This window comes from Bacillus nakamurai (genome assembly GCF_001584325.1).
In the GTDB taxonomy this organism is placed as follows: domain Bacteria; phylum Bacillota; class Bacilli; order Bacillales; family Bacillaceae; genus Bacillus; species Bacillus nakamurai.
Map to the genome: position 1 here is coordinate 1 of NZ_LSAZ01000003.1, position 17,294 is coordinate 17,294.

Here is a 17,294-nt window from a genome sequence, read left to right on the forward strand (position 1 = left end):
AACGGGGGTCAGTCCCTAACCGGCCGGGTTTTTTCTAACGGAATGAATCGTAAATCACAAATAGATTAAGCGCAATAACCAATAAGGCAATGACCCAGGCGAGAGATGTAACCCATTTCCGATTCGTCAGGACACCCATAAGCCGCTTGTTGCTTGTGAACATTATAAGCGGAACTAATGCGAAGGCGATCCCGAATGAAAGGACAACCTGGCTCCATACAAGCGCCGCTGTGGCGTTCACGCCTGAGATGATGATAATCATCGGAGGTATGATCGTAATGAAGCGCCGTAAGTAAAGCGGGATGCGGTAACGGATAAATCCTTGCATAATGATATCGCCTGACAGCGTGCCGACCGAAGAACTGGAAAGCCCGGCGGCCAAAAGCCCGATCCCGAAAAGAACAGCCGAAGCCGGCCCGATAAAATGGCCGAATTGGTGATACGCCACGTCTAAATCTTCTACAAACAGCCCTTTTTTGAAGAAAAGCGCAGCCGCGACAATCAGCATGCTTGCGTTAATCGCACCGGCGATCACCATCGCGATGAGAATATCAACTGTCTCGAATTTGAATATCTTTTTCCGTTCAGTATCTGTTTTTCCGACTACACGGCGCTGCGTAAGCGCAGAGTGTAAGTAAATGGCGTGCGGCATAACGGTCGCGCCGAGAATGCCCGTCGCCAGAAGCACACTGTCCATTCCGTCAATCTTCGGAATAAAAAGCCCTTCAATAACCGAAGCGGCATCAGGCTTTGCGAAGAAGGTTTGCAGGGCAAACGCGATGACAACGACAAACAGCAACCCGGCAATGCCTGCCTCCAGCGCACGATAGCCCCGCCGCTGCAGCTCTAATATTGCGAATGATCCGATCGCTGCAATGATCGCCGATTCAATCATCGGCAGACCGAATAACAAATTAAGACCGAGAGCCGCTCCGATAAATTCAGCGAGGTCAGTCGCCATAATCACCAATTCACCTTGTATCCACAAACCGACTGACACCCATTTCGGATATCGGTCTCTTGCGATTTCAGGCAGGTTTTTCCCTGTAGCGATGCCAAGCTTCGCTGAAAGAACTTGAATTAAAAAAGCCATCAAGTTTGAGAAAAGGATGACCCACAACAGCATATATCCATATTTTGAACCAGCTGAGATATTCGTAGCGAAGTTTCCAGGATCAATATAGGCAATGGCTGCGATAAACGCGGGGCCTAAAAAAGGCAGAAGCCTCTTGAACCCCTTGCTCTTGCCGTCAAGTGCATCTTGCACGGCTTTTGATTGCAGTGATTGTGCTGAGATGTCTTTGCTCATAATGTCTCACCTAAATTCTAATAGATTTTTAGCTTAATAATAAAAAGTTTCCTGAGTGCAAATTATTTTATCTACATCATAAATCTGCTATTATGAGATGTCAAGTTCTTTATGTTTTATAAAACAGTACATTTATGCCCTGTTTTATCTATGATATGTATCCCCCCGTGATAAAGGTCTAAAAATAAAAAAGACACCGTTTCAGGAAAGAAACGATGCCCTCTTGACGAATTTTCCTTTTACGCTTCCTTGTGCATCCCGCGGAAAATAAAGCTGAGGATCAGAACAAAGATGGCTGCCCCGATAATTGCCGGAATGATCGCAAATCCTGCAAGGCTCGGCCCCCAAGTCCCGAGCAGCCCGTGACCGATCCAAGCTCCGATCAGTCCGGCAATCATAGAACCGATCATACCGCCCGGCATCCGGTTTCCGACAATCGCGCTTCCGATTAATCCAATTACAATGGCTACTACTAACGAAACTAAAAAGCTAAGCATGATGTCTATCTTTTGCCGTTTTATTTTAAACTAAGGATTGCACACTGCACAGCCGTTTTCTTCACGCTTATTCTTCCCGACCTCCGATTTCATCGTATTTGATCACTTGATGGGATACACCGGTGCCCATGAAAATATCAAAGATGAAAAGAGTCCGCCTGCTTATAAATCTTCAAAACATTCCAGCCGCCGAGACTGATTTGAAAAAAACACAGGTCATCTCTCTATTTAACCCAGTAAATAGCACAATAATTAATCTTTCCTTTGGAAGATAAAACCCTCTTGTACCGTTCAAATGGCCTCTGCTGAAGCCCCCGCTGTTTTTTTTAGAAACGATGAAGTCCGGCGATTCCAGTTCGAAAAACGAACCTATTTTATTCATTTTTTATATCATTTAGGAAAATAAGAAGAAAATTAAAAGTTCATGTCGAATATGAAGTTGGAACATTAGACTTATTTTAATTTTCTGAACAACGGAAGTATAATAACCTTAGGAAAGCTTTCCAGTTCCATTATAAAAAGGGGGAATTTGTCTTGGTACGCCGTTTATCGATCTTTTCTTTAGTCATGATTTTTGCCGTTTCGTTATTCGCATTTGGCGGCTCTGCATCAGCCGCAGCTTTTAAACCTTCTAAAGCTGAACCGCAAGTTTCAATTTTAGCCAGCAGCGGGGGCACAGTAGGTATTTACGGTGCTAATATGCGCTCATGCTCTAAGGTTAGCTGTTCAACTATTACAACATTCTCAAGCGGTAAAACAATTACAGGTACATGGGTTACAGGAGAATATGTTCAAGGCCACTACACCAATTCTAATAAATGGCTGAAAGTAACTTATGCAGGAGCGACAGGTTACGTTTCAGTCACAACTCTATCTTATTATTATGGTTTATAATAGAAAAACCTCGTTCTGCTAGAACGAGGTTTTTCTTTTCTTTTTCATCAGCGATTCGTACATGATCTCCACAAGAAACCCTACATGTTAACCAGAATAATGCTCCGCTCTGTCCGTGTGTTCCGCATCAGCTGCCTCGCTTCGTTTCATCGTCATGCTTCATCATCTGTTCAATTTCTTCTTTAGAAGCGTTTTCTTTCCACTTTTTCGCCTGGCTTGTCGCAATAGGGATGGCCCGTCCTTCCTCATAACCTTCATCCGTCATCGCATTGGCGATTTCAATTGCTTTCTTCTTCACAGGCTCCTCAAGATTTTTAAATGATTGAGGATAATCCTTCATGGACCAAGGCATGTTTATCACTCCTTTTATTAAAGATCTTTCCCGACTGAAGAAAAAAGAAACCGGAGGATAACTTGATATAGAAGCTGAGAAAATGAACCAATGGATATTTTCAGGGTAAAAAGTTTGCATCGGTGTAAAAAGAAAGCATGCTAAAGGTATACTATGAAGAAAGAAATCAGAAGGGATGTGCAGGACGGGTGACAGAACAACAGGAAGACCTGCAAACACAATTAAAAGAAATCCGGAAATGGGAAAAGGAGCAGCAGAGGGTCTGGTTCTGGAAAAAACTCAGCCGCCTGCCATTTCAGCTTTTGGACAAGCTGACGCCGCAGTTCATTCAGAAGAAAATCGGCGTCATTCTGGATGAGACGGGAAGCTTTATTCAAACAGGCGGGCAGTATTTAACTTCTGAGAAGCAAATCTTGAAAAAGTTTAAGAAGAGGCTCCCGCAGCAGGCCTTTGAGACGCTGCAAGACATACAAGAAGCCCCGCTTGCCGTCATGGATGACATCGCCGCTGCCATGGGGCGCGCAAGAATCAATGCCGCAACCGTGCAGGGCGCCGCAACGGGGGTAGGCGGCGTGTTTACGCTGGCGGCAGATATTCCCGCTATGCTCGGTTTGTCCTTAAAGACGCTGCAAGACATCGCGATCGCCTACGGATTCGACCCGAAAGATAAAAAAGAACGCGTATTTATCGTCAAATTGCTCCAGCTCGCATCAAGTGACGTGATCGGAAAAAAGGCGATCTTACAAGATTTGAAACATTATGATCAAAACGAACAAGCATATCAGCGCGTGGCCTCACAAATTCAAGGCTGGCGCGAAGTCGTATACAGCTACCGCGATACTTTTGCAACGAAAAAACTACTTCAAATGGTTCCGGTAGCAGGGATTATCTTTGGCGCATCCGCCAACCGCTCAGCATTAGAGAGCATTACAGAAACAGGCATCATGCTTTATAAAAAGCGCCGTATCCTGGCGCGCATGGAGGCCGCTGAATCATAAAACAGCCGAAAACACACATTCAATGTGTTTTCTTTGTTTAGGAGATCTGAAATCGGGAAACCAACAACCAACACCAATTAAAGGAGGAATTCAAAAATGGCACAAGAAAACAAAATGAACAGAGAAGAAGCAGGTAAAAAAGGCGGACAAGCGACAAGCAAAAATCATGACAAAGAATTCTATCAAGAAATTGGCGAAAAAGGCGGAGAAGCCACAAGCAAAAATCATGACAAAGAATTCTATCAGGAAATCGGCCAAAAAGGCGGAAACAGCCGAAGCAGCGATTAATCCAAACATACAGGCAGACATCATGAAACCAAAAAACGATCCGGATCACATCCGGATCGTTTTTTTTGTGATCTTGCAGAGGAATACTTAGCTTATTAATCGAATTTCTGCGTTACAATAAAAACAAAAAGGAGATATCGATATGCCGGACGTTCAGAACCTGCTTTCCATGGCAAATGAAATAACAGAAAAGCATGCCGATTTTTCAGTGTCAGAAGTCAATGATCATTGTGTGCGCCTCGCCGTGTTTACGGGAGAAAATGATTGGCACCTTCAACCCGAATCCGATGAGGAGCTTCATATTGATTTTGAAAACAAAGAAACGCAATAGTACAAGCAAACGACAGCTTGCTTGTACCGAAAGGAACCGTTAATTGGTGTATCGAGCACAGCCATGCTGAAACGGTCATCAGGAAGGGTGCGGAATGCTGATTAAAAAGGTAATATGCCATGTAGCAGCATTTCAAGCCGAAGAATTTTCAAAAGCCCAGTCCGAATGGAGAGAATTGTCTAAAGTAAAAGGATTTATAAAGCAAGCGGGCGGATGGCGTACGGATGAAGACGGCCATCTCACCGCCGTGATCGTGGGAGTTTGGGAAAATCGCCAATACTATGAAGAGTTTATGGCACACAGCCACGATCAAATCTTTGCAAATACAAAGCAAAACGATACCTTTCAATCAATAAACGTCGAGCTGTGTGAAGCAGACGATGTGCACGAGATTTTCCGTCAGCTTGACCTTCGATTTGAACCGGAATGGACAGTGCTGAACACATAAAAAAAGCCCTGCAGCAGGGCTTTTTCTTACTCCCGTCACGGAAGCGTATTATGGATATAAGGCGGAACCGGCCCTAATTCAGCCTTTTCGCCGTATGCTTTCGGCTCTTTCACATATTCAAATGCTTCACCATCCGGTGCTTTTTCCTTCAGCCAATTTTGCTCAGCGCTTTCTTCGCCTTCTGAGAAATTGATAAGCTGATGGGAGAATGACTGCTTTTCAAGTGCCTTCGGAAATGTGCCGGGAACGATCCGGCCTTCCTGCGCCTCAAGTTCTTTAATGGCCGCAAGCCATTGGTTCTGGTGCATCGTATCGCGGGCCAGCAAAAAGTTGAGCATATCTTTAACGCCTTTGTCATCCGTCATTTCATACAGACGTGCGACTTGGAGTCTGCCTTGTGATTCCGCGTTCAGATTGGCCCGGAAATCCGCCAGCAGGTTTCCGCTTGCGACGATGTAGCCGGCGCTCCATGGAACGCCCGTGCTGTTTTCCGGCATCGCTCCGAGGCCTGAGACAATCGCGTGATGAGGGTTCATGCCGCCTAAGATCGAGCCGATGACCGGATCATCAGCCGCTTGTTCCTGTTCTTCCAAGGGCGCGTTTTCAAGCAGCCTTGCAATCATTGTGGCGATCATTTCCACATGGCCGATTTCTTCTGTAGCGGTGTCCATCAGCAGGTCCTTATATTTTTATTCCGCGTGTATTTCCATCCTTGAAATAAATACTGCATGGCAACGGAGATTTCCCCGTATTGCCCGCCTAAAATCTCTTGTATCTTTTTTGCGAATAATGGATCAGGACGGTCCGGTTTAGCAGGATGCTGAAGCCTTTTCGTATGTGTGAACATATCTCCATCTCCTTTTCGTTTTGTCACTTTTTACTTCCCCGGCAAAGAAACAATCGAAACGAAAGACAGCGTATTTGAATCAGTTAGGGCTGGCGCCGCAAGGATAACAGCTCCTGAATGAGCCCGCGGCCGATAACAGGCTCATATTGCCCGTAAATCGGGTCAAGGCGTTTCATCCACTTTAATTTCTCCGCTTTCGTCAATACATGAATGCTGATGGCAGAATTCTTTTTGATTTCCTCAAGCTGCTCTTTGTTCATCTGCTCGGCGGAGGACTCATTCCATTCGGTCGTTTCCTTCATCGCTTCCGTTAAAATGCTCCTCGTTTTTTCAGTTTGCGAATTCCAAAAACGCTCGTCCGTCATCACCGAATAACCGAGATACCCGTGATTACTGATTGTCAAATAATCTTGAACATTATAAAATTTTTTAGAATAGATATTTGAAATCGTATTTTCCTCTCCGTCAACGAGACGGCTCTCCAGCAGCTGAAACGTCGAATTGAAGGAGTCCTGACGGGGATACGCCCCGAGCAGGCGGTACTGGTCTTCGATCACGCTGCTCGGCATGATCCTTAATGCCTGTCCTTTCAGATCATCCGGAGATAAAATCGGCCCTTTATTCGATGTGAGCTGTTTAAATCCGTTCGTCCAATAGGCCAGCCCTTTGAAATGCTGTCTTTCTAAAGACGCAAACAGGCGTGCGCCGATTTTGCCGTTTAATCCTTTTTGAACGGCGTCATAGCTTGTAAACGCGTAAGGCAGATCCAAAACGCCCCATTCAGGAGAAAGCGTGCCGAGCTTAGAAGTGGAGGGGGCGATGAATTGCACGTCTCCGTTTTGGAGGGCGTTCATTTCTTCATTATCTGAATAGAGGCTTCCGTTTGGAAACACCTCGATCTTAATGCTGCCGCCGGACTTTTTGTAAACCAAGTCCGCAAACTTATTAGCGGCCCGCCCTTTAGGGGTGTTTTCAGCAACGACATGGCTGAATTTGAAAACAATTTGATCTTTCAGGCCTTCCTGTTCGTCATCATAGTACGTCTCCTCCGAGGTGAAACGATCATGGAAGCCGATAAATAAAGCGGTTGCAATACCGAGTACCATCAATCCGAGACAAGTCAGCATACTTTTCATCGAAATCCCTCCGCTATTTTCTATAACAAGCATAATCGGGCGGGCTGTTTTCGTAAAGAGACGGAAAGGAAGAGGCCAATGACGAAAAAAAAGCTTACCATCCGCTGGAAAATCACCATTCTTTCTTATATCGTCGTTATCTTTACATTTTTGATCGTAGGCATTGTGCTGATCGGCAATATTCAGCATACGGAGGAGCGTGAGCTGAAGAAAAGGCTGATGAATACAGCGCGGACGGTGTCAGAGATGACGGATGTAAAGCGGGCTTTGGAGCAAAAGAAGCAACGGGCTGACGTGCGCCATGCGGTCGAAGAAATCCGGATTATAAATGAAGCGGACTACATCGTCGTGATGGATATGGATCATATCCGCTACTCACATCCCGTCAGCACGATGATCGGTAAGCCTTCAAGGGGAGAGGATGAAGAGGCTGCGTTTGCCGAGCACATTTACTTTTCAGAAGCGAAGGGCGAAATCGGCACCGCCGTCCGCGCCTTTTATCCGGTGAAAGACCGGGAGCTGAATCAGATCGGTGTCGTCCTTGCGGGCAAAACGCTGCCGGGCTTCGGCGATATTTTACTCCACTTAAAGCATGAGATTCTGTTCATTGTTCTCCTGGCGCTCGGTTTCGGCCTGGCCGGCTCCTTTTTATTGGCCCGCCACATCAAAAAACAGATGTTTTGGCTGGAGCCTCACGAGATTGTGAGAATGTATGAGGAACGAACCGCCACATTCCATTCAATGAACGAGGGCGTCATAGCCATTGATAATCAGCATATCATTACCATTTTTAATGAAAAAGCGAAGCAAATATTTAATGTGAAGCAAGACACGGCAGGAAAGCTGATTTGGGATGTTCTGAACGATTCCCGCCTTCCGGAAATCGTAGAGCGCAACAAAGCCGTCTACAATGAAGAAATTCAAGTCAGCGGAAAAGTGATTATGAGCAGCAGGATTCCGATCGTCATGAAAAAAAAGGTCATCGGAGCCGTTGCCATTTTTCAGGACAGAACGGAAGCGGCCAAAATGGCTGAGGAACTGACCGGTGTGAAAAACTTTGTCGATGCGCTCAGAGTCCAAAACCACGAGCATATGAACAAGCTTCACACCATCGCGGGGCTGATCCAGCTCGGAAAATCAGAAAAGGCCCTCCAGCTTGCATTCAAAGCCTCCTCAGAACAGGAAAGCGTCACTGGATTTCTTCATCAGGCGATTCAAAATGACGCCGCGGCGGGGCTGCTGTTAAGCAAAATCAGAAGAGGAAAAGAACTCGGCATTTCTGTCCGTATTGATGAAAACAGCAGCCTTACCGCCTTCCCGGAGCATGTCGACCAGCATGACATTGTCGTGCTGCTCGGAAATTTAATTGAAAATGCTTTCGGCGCGTTTGAAACGACAGACACGGAGGATAAACGAATTGACATCAGTATCGAGCAAAATGATGAAGTGCTTGCTATATTAATAGAAGATAACGGAAGCGGCATTTCCGATCAGCACATCCCGCGCCTGTATGAAAAAGGATTTACCGTAAATAAAACAGGCGGCACGGGTTACGGCTTATATCTTGTCAAACAAATAGTCGATAAAGGAATGGGTGTCATTGAAGTTGACTCACAGCAGGGACAGGGATCGGCATTTTCCATCTTATTTCCAATGAAGGGGGCAGAAACAGCATATGGACATCAAGGTGCTGCTTATTGAAGACGATCCGATGGTGCAGGAGGTGAATAAAGAATTTATCACAAGCGTGGCGGGCTTCAGAGTCGTGGCGACGGCAGGAAACGGGGAGGAAGGAATCAGGCTGATAAAAGAATGGCGGCCTGAACTGGTGATATTGGATGTGTACATGCCGAAAAAGGACGGAATCAAAACCTTGCAGGAAATCAGAAAACAAAAGCTCAAGGTCGATGCCATTATTGTCTCGGCGGCAAAAGACAAAGAGACGATTCAGCTGATGCTGCAAAACGGCGCCGCCGACTATATTTTAAAGCCGTTTAAGCTGGAACGGATGAGGCAGGCGCTCGAAAACTATAAGCAATACAAACGAAAGATTGAAGAGCATGACACCATGTCCCAAGACCAGCTCGACGCTTTGCTCAAATTGCCGCAAAATCCATCAAGGGATCTGCCGAAAGGGCTGAATCATTTTACCATGAACGAAATATTGACCTATATGAAGCAGCAGACGGCGCCTCTCTCGGCCGAAGAAGCCGCAAAAGCGCTCGGAATTGCCAGGGTGACGGCAAGGCGCTATCTTGACTTTTTGGAGAAAGACGGCCAGATTAAACTCGACATTCAATACGGAGGAGTCGGCCGCCCGGTAAATCGTTACATGTTCGTCCGCTGAATAAGACCAAAAAGACCAAAATGTCCGTTATGATCATAAGCTTCCCCTCACAGCGTGAAAACGCTACCATTTCACTATAGACAAAACGAGAGGCAAGGGGGAAAAGGGATGAAGGTCTTTAAAAATTTAACCGTTCAAGTTATCACAGCGGTTATCATCGGCGTCATTGTCGGGCTGGTTTGGCCTGATGCGGGGAAACAAATGAAACCGCTCGGCGATACATTTATCAATGCGGTGAAGATGATTATCGCGCCGATCATTTTCCTGACAATCGTACTCGGCATCGCAAAGATGGGCGACATGAAAAAAGTCGGCAAAGTCGGGGGAAAAGCATTTATTTACTTTGAGGTTGTAACCACAATCGCCCTTATTATCGGGCTGCTTGTCGTGAATATAATGAAGCCTGGAGAAGGGCTTGACTACAGCAAGCTTGAAAAGGGAGATGTCTCGCAGTACACGCAAAACGGGGGACAGGGCATTGACTGGATCGAATTTATCACTCATATCGTACCGTCCAACATGGTTGACGCCTTTGCAAAAGGCGACATTCTTCAGGTCTTATTCTTTTCCGTTTTATTTGGGGTCGGCCTGGCGGCATTGGGTGAAAGAGGCAAAAGCATCATTGATTTCTTCGATAAACTGTCACACGTATTTTTCAAAATCATCGGCTACATCATGCGCGCGGCGCCAATCGGCGCATTCGGGGCAATGGCCTATACGATCGGACATTTCGGCTTGGATTCAATTAAGCCGCTGGCAAGTCTGATGCTGTCGGTTTACATCACAATGTTCCTGTTTGTGTTTGTTGCCTTAAACATCATCTGCAAAATATTCGGTTTCAGTTTGTGGAACTATCTTCGTTTTATCAAAGATGAATTGCTCATCGTTCTCGGTACAAGCTCATCTGAGTCTGTTCTGCCGCGGATGATGGATAAAATGGAGCGATACGGCTGTTCTAAATCAGTTGTCGGGCTGGTCATTCCGACGGGCTATTCCTTTAATCTGGACGGCACCTCGATTTACCTGTCGATGGCGACTGTTTTTCTCGCTCAGGTATTCGGCGTTGACCTCACCATCGGCCAGCAGGTTACCATCATTTTGGTACTGATGCTGACATCTAAAGGCGCAGCCGGTGTGACGGGGAGCGGTTTTATCGTGCTCGCCTCCACTCTGTCAGCGCTTCAGGTCATTCCGTTAGAGGGACTTGCGCTTCTCCTCGGCGTTGACCGCTTTATGAGTGAAGGAAGAGCGATCGTCAACCTGATCGGAAACGGAATCGCCACCATTATTGTCGCCAAAAGCGAAAATGAATTTGATGAAGTGAAAAGCACACAAGCCGTAAAAGAAATGAAGACGGCGGTATAAAGGGGGAGAACGGCATGCATCCGGCATGCCGTTCTTTTTTTCTGCCGTCATGAGTAAAAATAATAAAATTGTTTCAATTTATTAAGAGATGGACAAAGACCTTAGCGTCATTTTGTTATATAATTTACAATTAGAGAGTGAAAGATGAAATCTAAGGGCTTTTGTCCTAGCAGGAGTGTATAAATGGCGGCTATTTTTAAATTTTTTCAGCATCCGGGTGTCAGACGTTTTTGTGTTTTTCTTGTTTTGGCTGGGGTGTTAGTTGTATTCCGAAATATGATTAACCTGATTTTGCTTACGTTTATTTTTACTTTTCTGATGGATCGGCTGGAAACGGTCGTCCGGCACTTTTTGAACCGTTTTTTCCGGGTCAGCCAGAGGGTGGTCATTACCTTTTTATATATTGCGCTGGCTGTCGGGGCGACTGTCGGGGGCTTTGTGTTTTACCCGGTTGTTGCCAAGCAGATTGAACAGCTTATTAAACAAATCAAACATATCGCTTATCATCCCGATATCATCCCGTTTTATGACGAGATATCGAGCGTATTCGGCGATATCAATATCGGTTCTTATGTAAAAGAAGGATTTAATGTACTGTATACATACTTGGCCGATATCAGCACATTCGGTTTGCAGGTCGTGATGTCACTGATTCTCAGCATGTTTTTCCTGTTTGAGAAAAAGCGGCTCACCGAATTTATGAAAAAATTTCAAAACAGCAAGCTGTCTGTTTTTTATTATGAAATTGCTTATTTCGGAAGCAAGTTTGCAAGAACATTCGGCAAAGTGCTGGAGGCTCAATTTATTATCGCGCTGGTGAACTGCATCCTCACCTTTATCGCTTTGGCGATTCTGCATTTCCCGCAGCTGTTCGGCCTGTCCATCATGGTCTTTTTCCTCGGGTTAATACCCGTTGCCGGTGTGGTGATTTCTCTCATTCCGCTCAGCATTATCGCTTATACGACGGGCGGAGTCGCGTATGTCATCTACATCGTGCTTGTCATTTTCGTCATTCATGCGATTGAAACCTATTTCCTCAATCCGAAATTGATGTCAGCAAAAACGGAACTGCCGATCTTTTTTACCTTTACCGTCTTGATTTTCTCTGAACATTTCTTCGGCATCTGGGGATTAATCATCGGAATCCCGATCTTTGTGTTCCTGCTGGATATTCTTGATGTCGTCAATAATGAAGAGCAGGAAAAAAAAGGCCCGAAGCCGGATGAGACGTAAATCCGCCCTCGGCCCTTCACGAATAAATGACAAATGTTATAATGCAGACAGTGCCTATGTACGGGCACTGTTTATTTTTTGTGAAAAAGGAGGAAGGCTGTATGACTGAGCCGATTTTACATATCGAAGGCCTGGACAAAACGATAGGCAAAAAGCAAATTTTAAAAAGCATCAGCATGGATGTCAGGCAGGGCGAAATCATCGGTTTGTTAGGTCCGAACGGGTCGGGGAAAACCACGCTCATCAGAATCATCGTCGGCCTGTTAAAGAAAAACAGCGGCACGATTACGATTAACGGCTTCCAGCATGATACCGAATTTGAAAAAGCGCTTGAATCTGTCGGCGCCATTGTAGAAAATCCTGAATTTTACCCGTATTTAACAGGATGGGAAAATCTGAAGCACTTTGCCAACATGCACAAGCAAATCACGGAAGACAGGCTTGAGGAAGTAATCGAGCGGGTCGGGCTGACAAATGCCGTTCACGACAAGGTAAAAACGTATTCCCTTGGTATGCGCCAGCGCCTCGGCATCGCCCAAGCGATTCTTCACCGCCCGAAGCTGCTGATCTTAGATGAACCGACAAACGGGCTCGATCCCGGCGGAATGAAGGACTTTCGCGAGCATTTAAAGGAACTCGCCGAGCAGGAAGGGACATCCATTCTCTTTGCGACGCATTTATTGCGTGAAGTGGAGGATCTTTGCGACCGCGTGATCATCATTCAAAAAGGGGAAATCCAAACAGAGGTTACGCTGCGCGGGGCTTATGAGAAAGAAGAAAAAGCCGTCATCGAAATTCAGCCGGCTGAAGAAGCGTTTGCTTGGCTGTCTGAACAGCAATACGAACCGGAGAAAAACGGCGATTCAATCACCGTCAGCGTATCGAAGAAGAACATTCCGGAACTGAACCGCTCACTGGTTGGACAAGATTTTCTCGTGTATTCCATTACTCCTTATTCAGAATCACTCGAAGACGAATTCATGAAAGTGACGACGGCGTTTCAAGAGGAGGGAGAGACGAATGTTTAAATTGGTTTGGAACGAGCATATGAAGCTCTTTAATCGAAAGGTCGCGTTAGTTTCGCTCATTCTTTTGGCCGCGCTGCAGTTCCTCATGGCGCTTTCTATTAAACGGCTCGTCATCAGTGCCGGAACGGACGAAAATTTCATCGGCTACATGGCGTATGCACCCGGATTGAATATTCTGCTTGAGGCATTAACGATTGTCATCGCGGCAACGATTATTTCCTCGGAATTTGATAAAAAGACGATTAAATTTCTGCTCATTCGCCCTGTGAAAAGGGAGCGGATTTTTGTATCCAAACTCATTACCGTGTTTCTGGTCAGCTTGTACCTGTATTTGGCGTACTACATTTTTTCCATGCTGTTCGGAATCGCCTTTTTCGGCATGTCCGTTACGTCTGAATCAGGAACGCTTCTTGTAAACACGCTGAAGGTGATCGGCACGAATTGGGTGGAAGCTTTTGCGATGGGATGCTTCGGATTATTATGCTCTTCATTATTCCGAAACAGCGCTACGTCCGTCATTCTTTCATTTATCGTGCTGTATGGGGCGAAATCACTCGTCACCATTATGTCTGTCTTCCAAAACAAGTGGGGAAGCTTCCTTCTGTTTGCGAATACCGACCTGACGCAATACATGAGCGGTGCAAAACCGATGTTTACGGGAATGACACCGTTATTTTCCGTCGGCATCATTATCATCCATATCGTATTCTTTTTAGCGGTCGCATGGTGGAGCTTTTGCAAACGGGATGTCCGGGTATAAAGTAAAGGAATGACATTTTTGTGAAAAAGATCACGAAAAATAAATAATTACAGCTATTTTGATTTATAATAAAGGTAATGACGGAGGTGCTCTCACTTGAGAAATTTTATTACCGCATTACCGATTGTACTATTGCTTGGTTTTTCCTTTGTGTCATTTATGTTCCGTTTCGACCATCTTGTCTATTTCAGGCTTGCGCTGGGGCTGTTTTCCACAGTCGGTCTGTTTCTTTTATATAAAATGAAGACGGGATTCCGATATTTCATCATTTACCTGTATGCAAGCTGGATTGTGCTTGCCGCAGTTACCGCGTTTGAAGAGCCGATATTCTCAAGCTTTTTCTTCGGCGGTCTTGTGATGACAATGGGCTATCTCACCTATATGCTGATCTATCTCGGGTTAAAGCAGGACCGGGACCCGGAAGCAGTCTGAACGCGCTATTCAATAGGATAGCGTGTTTTTTTATGGGCGTTCACAGTTGCGAAAACAAGCCCGAATCTCTATAATACTTATTAAATTTATCGGAATTATATTGAGGGGGAATTCCAGTGTCATCGCTATGGATACAGAACGAACGGCAGAGGGAATGGATGGAAAAAATCGGCCTGCTTGCAGATGAATTTCAAGAAACGGCGGCGCATGATGATGAACAGGGACGTTTTCCCGCAGAGAAAATTCAAGCATTGCGGGATGCCGGTTATACGGCGTTAACCGTTCCCGCCTCTCACGGCGGCGCCGGCATGTCCGTTTATGACATGGTGCTGCTTCAAGAACGGCTGGCGCAGGGAGACGCGGCTGTCGCTCTCGGAATTGGCTGGCACCTATCCGTCATGGGCGAGCTCGGGGAAGGAAACAGCTGGAATCAAGACGTCTTCACATTCATTACAGATGAAGTGAAAAAAGGAGCTGTCTTAAACAGAGCAGCGACAGAAGCGCAGACCGGAAGCCCGACAAGAGGGGGAAGACCCGGCACGGCCGCTGTCAAACAAGACGGCAAGTGGGTCTTAAACGGCAGAAAAACCTTTACGACGCTTTCGCTGACACTGGATTACATGTTGGTAACGGCATGGATTGAAGAAAAGCAAACGACGGGTGTTTTCCTGATTCACAAGGACCAAGCAGGGGTTTCTATCGAGGAAACATGGGATATGATTGCGATGAAGGCGACCGGAAGCCACGATCTCCTTTTACAGCATGTCACTGTCAGTGACGACCGGCTTGTTGAGTTTCTGAATGGGCCGAGGGGGTCAAAAGTGAATGGCTGGCTTCTTCACATTCCGGCGGCTTATTTAGGAATCGCCCAAGCGGCAAGGGACTATGCCGTTCGTTTTGCGTCCGAGTATTCACCAAACAGCCTGAACGGCCCGATCAAAGAAGTGCCTGCCGTACGCCAGCGTGTCGGTGAAATGGAGCTTGAATTGTTAAAAGCAAGGCAGGTTCTCTTCACGGCGGCGCAAATGTACGACGATCCGCAGCGCCGTCAATACGTCAAAAGCGAACTCGGTGCAGCAAAATACATCGTGACAAACGCAGCCCTTTCTATTGTGGATAAAGCCATGAGGATCACCGGCGCGAAAAGCTTGGAGCGGAACAATCCTCTTCAGCGGTATTACCGGGACGCCCGGGCTGGCCTTCACAACCCGCCGATGGACGATGCGGTTATCGGCAAATTAGCGGCAGAAGCATTTGATTCGTAAAAGAGCCTGACAAGGGCTCTTTTTATGTATGGCTGTTATGCTGAAGAAGCTTCTGATGCTTACGGTCAATTCTGTCGTATATCACATTCATCAGCTTTTGATTATTCATAATCGCTGCCTTGTTTTCTTTCACGAGCTGTTCAAACGTTTTTATTTTACGTTTCGGCATGACCCGCACCTTCCTTACATATTTGATATTCGCTTTCTAACTCTCCTAATGATAATTCATATAAATGCCTGTCCGATTTTTTGTATATTCCATTGCTGATCAGCAAATGAATGAGCTGTTTTTTTCGTCCTTCAACTGATGTTCTGAGTTGAGGAGCCATCATTATTACCCTCCTATTAATTGATATTGATAATCATTATCAATTAATGAAAGTATACAATGCCCCTATTCATCTGTAAAGGTAAAATATCACCATTCTTTCGACAAAAGTTTCCCGGGCAATAATATTGTCGAAAACACTGCATGTCGCGGCAGATCAAAACTGCTATTTTTCTGCTTTATCATCCATACTATGAAGTAGAATGGAGGCGTCTGACATGAATGATCAAACGGCAAACTTAAAACGCGGGGAAAAGGGCGCGATTCTCAATATCGCTGCGTATCTTATACTTGCCGCCATTAAATTGGCAATTGGCCTTTTATATCATTCCGAAGCGCTCAGAGCGGACGGGTTAAATAATGCCACGGATATTGTTGCATCCTTGGCTGTGCTGATCGGGCTGCGGATATCCCAGCGCCCCGCTGACAGCGATCACGCGTACGGACATTATCGGGCTGAAACAATTTCTTCATTGATTGCGTCTTTTATTATGATGGCAGTCGGTATCGAAGTGCTGATCGGAGGGGCAAAGGCGGTTGTGAGCGGAAAAATGGCGGAGCCGAGCTTAATTGCGGCGTGGACGGCTCTTGGGAGCGCAGCCGTCATGTATGGGATGTATGTCTATAATAAACGGCTTGCCGGAAGCATAAAGAGTTCGGCGCTGCTTGCGGCGGCGAAAGACAGCAGATCTGACGCCTATGTCAGCATCGGGGCGTTTATAGGCGTCATAACGGCCCGGCTTCATCTGCCGTGGGTTGATCCGGTTATCGCCTTTCTGATCGGAATCATTATCTGTAAGACGGCATGGGACATTTTTAAAGACGCTTCCCATTCCTTAACGGACGGATTTAATTTGAAAGATTTGGAACCGTACAAACATACAGTCAGAGAAATTCAAGACGTGAGCCGTTTAAAAGATGTGAAAGCAAGATATTTGGGGAGCACTGTCCATGTTGAAATGGTCATTACCGTAGACCCGAAGCTGTCTGTGAAGGAAGGGCATGAAGTAGCCGATAAAGTGGAAAACGCAATTAAACATGAACATGATGTCACTCATGTCCATGTTCATGTTGAGCCTGAAGTCATAAACAAAGATAATGAAACGAATTAAATATGCTGTGACAAAAACTCTTTCACTTCTTCAGGTGATTTGGCGTTTGCGCTGTGAAGATGAGCTTTCTTTTCGCCGTTTTTAAAAATCAGAAGGCTCGGTATGCCCATAACCTGGTATTTGTCGGCAAGCTCAGGAAGCTCGTCCTTGTTCAGTTCATACCATTCATTTTGATTATATTCTTCCAGAATATCGCCGATGAACATATTCATACGCGTACAGTCAGGGCACCAGTCAGCGTAAAATTTAACAATGATTTCCTTGTCGGATTGAATAAGTTCATTAAATTGTTCTGTTGTACTGATTATTTTCATAAGACACATC

General features: G+C 45.7%; 18 protein-coding genes and 4 pseudogenes. 14 read left to right on the forward strand and 8 right to left on the reverse strand.

The genetic code is table 11. The features are described from left to right. Positions 1 to 34: 34 nt before the first annotated feature. Together AXI59_RS01660 and AXI59_RS01665 are read right to left on the reverse strand one after the other, a co-directional pair. The gene (locus AXI59_RS01660; protein WP_156476203.1) at positions 35 to 1,312 is read right to left on the reverse strand and encodes an Nramp family divalent metal transporter; all 1,278 of its coding nucleotides are present in this window, start codon (positions 1,310 to 1,312) and stop codon (positions 35 to 37) included. 236 nt (positions 1,313 to 1,548) lie between these two features. Next, a complete protein-coding gene (locus AXI59_RS01665; protein ID WP_061527212.1) occupies positions 1,549 to 1,806 on the reverse strand; it encodes a GlsB/YeaQ/YmgE family stress response membrane protein in 258 nt (85 codons plus the stop codon). A 534-nt stretch (positions 1,807 to 2,340) separates the two neighbouring features. Between AXI59_RS01665 and AXI59_RS01670 the strand changes: the two genes are divergently transcribed. After that, the gene (locus tag AXI59_RS01670; RefSeq protein WP_061520109.1) at positions 2,341 to 2,700 is read left to right on the forward strand and encodes an SH3 domain-containing protein; all 360 of its coding nucleotides are present in this window, start codon (positions 2,341 to 2,343) and stop codon (positions 2,698 to 2,700) included. A gap of 136 nt (positions 2,701 to 2,836) precedes the next feature. Here the strand turns inward: AXI59_RS01670 and AXI59_RS01675 are convergent. Continuing rightward, a pseudogene (locus tag AXI59_RS01675) lies at positions 2,837 to 3,052 on the reverse strand (DUF2188 domain-containing protein); the annotation flags it as partial. 188 nt (positions 3,053 to 3,240) lie between these two features. On the opposite strand from AXI59_RS01675, the gene AXI59_RS01680 reads away from it, so the two are divergent. The 4 genes and pseudogenes from AXI59_RS01680 to AXI59_RS01695 all read left to right on the forward strand — a co-directional run bounded on the left by AXI59_RS01680 (position 3,241) and on the right by AXI59_RS01695 (position 5,117). Continuing rightward, the gene (locus tag AXI59_RS01680) at positions 3,241 to 4,050 is read left to right on the forward strand and encodes an EcsC family protein (protein ID WP_061520145.1); all 810 of its coding nucleotides are present in this window, start codon (positions 3,241 to 3,243) and stop codon (positions 4,048 to 4,050) included. A 96-nt stretch (positions 4,051 to 4,146) separates the two neighbouring features. Next, positions 4,147 to 4,335: pseudogene (locus AXI59_RS01685) on the forward strand (KGG domain-containing protein); the annotation flags it as partial. Between the two features lie 145 nt (positions 4,336 to 4,480). Beyond that, a pseudogene (locus AXI59_RS01690) lies at positions 4,481 to 4,770 on the forward strand (cupin domain-containing protein). Continuing rightward, positions 4,764 to 5,117 (forward strand): YdbC family protein, encoded by a 354-nt coding sequence (locus AXI59_RS01695; RefSeq protein ID WP_061527214.1) that lies wholly within the window; start codon positions 4,764 to 4,766, stop codon positions 5,115 to 5,117. The pseudogene AXI59_RS01690 and the gene AXI59_RS01695 overlap by 7 nt, the downstream one beginning before the upstream one ends. A 35-nt stretch (positions 5,118 to 5,152) precedes the next feature. Here AXI59_RS01695 and AXI59_RS01700 read toward each other — a convergent pair. Both AXI59_RS01700 and AXI59_RS01705 read right to left on the reverse strand, forming a co-directional pair. Continuing rightward, positions 5,153 to 5,964: pseudogene (locus tag AXI59_RS01700) on the reverse strand (manganese catalase). A gap of 83 nt (positions 5,965 to 6,047) precedes the next feature. Then, positions 6,048 to 7,100 (reverse strand): TRAP transporter substrate-binding protein, encoded by a 1,053-nt coding sequence (locus AXI59_RS01705; RefSeq protein ID WP_061527215.1) that lies wholly within the window; start codon positions 7,098 to 7,100, stop codon positions 6,048 to 6,050. A gap of 78 nt (positions 7,101 to 7,178) precedes the next feature. Between AXI59_RS01705 and AXI59_RS01710 the strand changes: the two genes are divergently transcribed. From AXI59_RS01710 to AXI59_RS01745, 8 genes are all read left to right on the forward strand, one after another. Then, positions 7,179 to 8,801 carry an ATP-binding protein gene (locus tag AXI59_RS01710; RefSeq protein WP_061527216.1) on the forward strand — a complete coding sequence of 541 codons (1,623 nt, stop codon included), beginning with the start codon at positions 7,179 to 7,181 and terminating at the stop codon, positions 8,799 to 8,801. Then, the gene (locus AXI59_RS01715; RefSeq protein ID WP_061520115.1) at positions 8,776 to 9,447 is read left to right on the forward strand and encodes a response regulator; all 672 of its coding nucleotides are present in this window, start codon (positions 8,776 to 8,778) and stop codon (positions 9,445 to 9,447) included. The genes AXI59_RS01710 and AXI59_RS01715 overlap by 26 nt, the downstream gene beginning before the upstream one ends. A 108-nt stretch (positions 9,448 to 9,555) precedes the next feature. Then, complete coding sequence (gene dctP, locus AXI59_RS01720; protein WP_061527217.1) at positions 9,556 to 10,812, forward strand: C4-dicarboxylate transporter DctP; 1,257 nt, start codon at positions 9,556 to 9,558, stop codon at positions 10,810 to 10,812. Positions 10,813 to 10,995: 183 nt separating this feature from the next. Next, positions 10,996 to 12,045, forward strand: coding sequence for an AI-2E family transporter (locus AXI59_RS01725; protein WP_061527218.1), 1,050 nt, complete (start codon positions 10,996 to 10,998; stop codon positions 12,043 to 12,045). A 101-nt stretch (positions 12,046 to 12,146) separates the two neighbouring features. Beyond that, positions 12,147 to 13,073: an ABC transporter ATP-binding protein gene (locus AXI59_RS01730; RefSeq protein WP_061527219.1), complete on the forward strand. Its 927-nt coding sequence runs from the start codon at positions 12,147 to 12,149 to the stop codon at positions 13,071 to 13,073. After that, positions 13,066 to 13,833, forward strand: a complete 768-nt coding sequence (locus AXI59_RS01735) for an ABC transporter permease (protein WP_061520119.1) — start codon at positions 13,066 to 13,068, stop codon at positions 13,831 to 13,833. Before AXI59_RS01730 ends, AXI59_RS01735 begins: the two co-directional genes overlap by 8 nt. A 96-nt stretch (positions 13,834 to 13,929) precedes the next feature. Further along, positions 13,930 to 14,265: a hypothetical protein gene (locus AXI59_RS01740; protein ID WP_061520120.1), complete on the forward strand. Its 336-nt coding sequence runs from the start codon at positions 13,930 to 13,932 to the stop codon at positions 14,263 to 14,265. A 158-nt stretch (positions 14,266 to 14,423) separates the two neighbouring features. Next, positions 14,424 to 15,530, forward strand: coding sequence for an acyl-CoA dehydrogenase family protein (locus tag AXI59_RS01745; RefSeq protein ID WP_061527220.1), 1,107 nt, complete (start codon positions 14,424 to 14,426; stop codon positions 15,528 to 15,530). A 22-nt stretch (positions 15,531 to 15,552) separates the two neighbouring features. Here the strand turns inward: AXI59_RS01745 and fbpB are convergent, their stop codons facing one another. Beyond that, entirely contained in the window at positions 15,553 to 15,699 is a 147-nt protein-coding gene (gene fbpB, locus AXI59_RS19005) for a Fur-regulated basic protein FbpB (protein ID WP_064485269.1), read from the reverse strand. Continuing rightward, positions 15,686 to 15,859 (reverse strand): Fur-regulated basic protein FbpA, encoded by a 174-nt coding sequence (locus AXI59_RS01750; RefSeq protein WP_061520146.1) that lies wholly within the window; start codon positions 15,857 to 15,859, stop codon positions 15,686 to 15,688. The genes fbpB and AXI59_RS01750 overlap by 14 nt, the downstream gene beginning before the upstream one ends. A 217-nt stretch (positions 15,860 to 16,076) precedes the next feature. On the opposite strand from AXI59_RS01750, the gene AXI59_RS01755 reads away from it, so the two are divergent. Then, positions 16,077 to 16,970: a cation diffusion facilitator family transporter gene (locus AXI59_RS01755; RefSeq protein WP_061527221.1), complete on the forward strand. Its 894-nt coding sequence runs from the start codon at positions 16,077 to 16,079 to the stop codon at positions 16,968 to 16,970. Here AXI59_RS01755 and AXI59_RS01760 read toward each other — a convergent pair. Then, positions 16,967 to 17,284, reverse strand: coding sequence for a thioredoxin family protein (locus AXI59_RS01760; RefSeq protein ID WP_061520123.1), 318 nt, complete (start codon positions 17,282 to 17,284; stop codon positions 16,967 to 16,969). The two genes, AXI59_RS01755 and AXI59_RS01760, sit on opposite strands and share 4 nt — an antisense overlap. Between the last annotated feature and the right edge of the window lie 10 nt (positions 17,285 to 17,294).

Coding starts and splice junctions, on each gene's coding strand:
- AXI59_RS01665 (WP_061527212.1), bottom strand. CDS start 1,806: ATGCTTAGCTTTTTAGTTTCGTTAGTAGTAGCCATTGTAATTGGATTA.
- AXI59_RS01695 (WP_061527214.1), top strand. CDS start 4,764: ATGCTGATTAAAAAGGTAATATGCCATGTAGCAGCATTTCAAGCCGAA.
- AXI59_RS01705 (WP_061527215.1), bottom strand. CDS start 7,100: ATGAAAAGTATGCTGACTTGTCTCGGATTGATGGTACTCGGTATTGCA.
- AXI59_RS01710 (WP_061527216.1), top strand. CDS start 7,179: ATGACGAAAAAAAAGCTTACCATCCGCTGGAAAATCACCATTCTTTCT.
- AXI59_RS01715 (WP_061520115.1), top strand. CDS start 8,776: ATGGACATCAAGGTGCTGCTTATTGAAGACGATCCGATGGTGCAGGAG.
- dctP (WP_061527217.1), top strand. CDS start 9,556: ATGAAGGTCTTTAAAAATTTAACCGTTCAAGTTATCACAGCGGTTATC.
- AXI59_RS01725 (WP_061527218.1), top strand. CDS start 10,996: ATGGCGGCTATTTTTAAATTTTTTCAGCATCCGGGTGTCAGACGTTTT.
- AXI59_RS01730 (WP_061527219.1), top strand. CDS start 12,147: ATGACTGAGCCGATTTTACATATCGAAGGCCTGGACAAAACGATAGGC.
- AXI59_RS01735 (WP_061520119.1), top strand. CDS start 13,066: ATGTTTAAATTGGTTTGGAACGAGCATATGAAGCTCTTTAATCGAAAG.
- AXI59_RS01745 (WP_061527220.1), top strand. CDS start 14,424: ATGGAAAAAATCGGCCTGCTTGCAGATGAATTTCAAGAAACGGCGGCG.
- fbpB (WP_064485269.1), bottom strand. CDS start 15,699: ATGCCGAAACGTAAAATAAAAACGTTTGAACAGCTCGTGAAAGAAAAC.
- AXI59_RS01750 (WP_061520146.1), bottom strand. CDS start 15,859: ATGGCTCCTCAACTCAGAACATCAGTTGAAGGACGAAAAAAACAGCTC.
- AXI59_RS01755 (WP_061527221.1), top strand. CDS start 16,077: ATGAATGATCAAACGGCAAACTTAAAACGCGGGGAAAAGGGCGCGATT.
- AXI59_RS01760 (WP_061520123.1), bottom strand. CDS start 17,284: ATGAAAATAATCAGTACAACAGAACAATTTAATGAACTTATTCAATCC.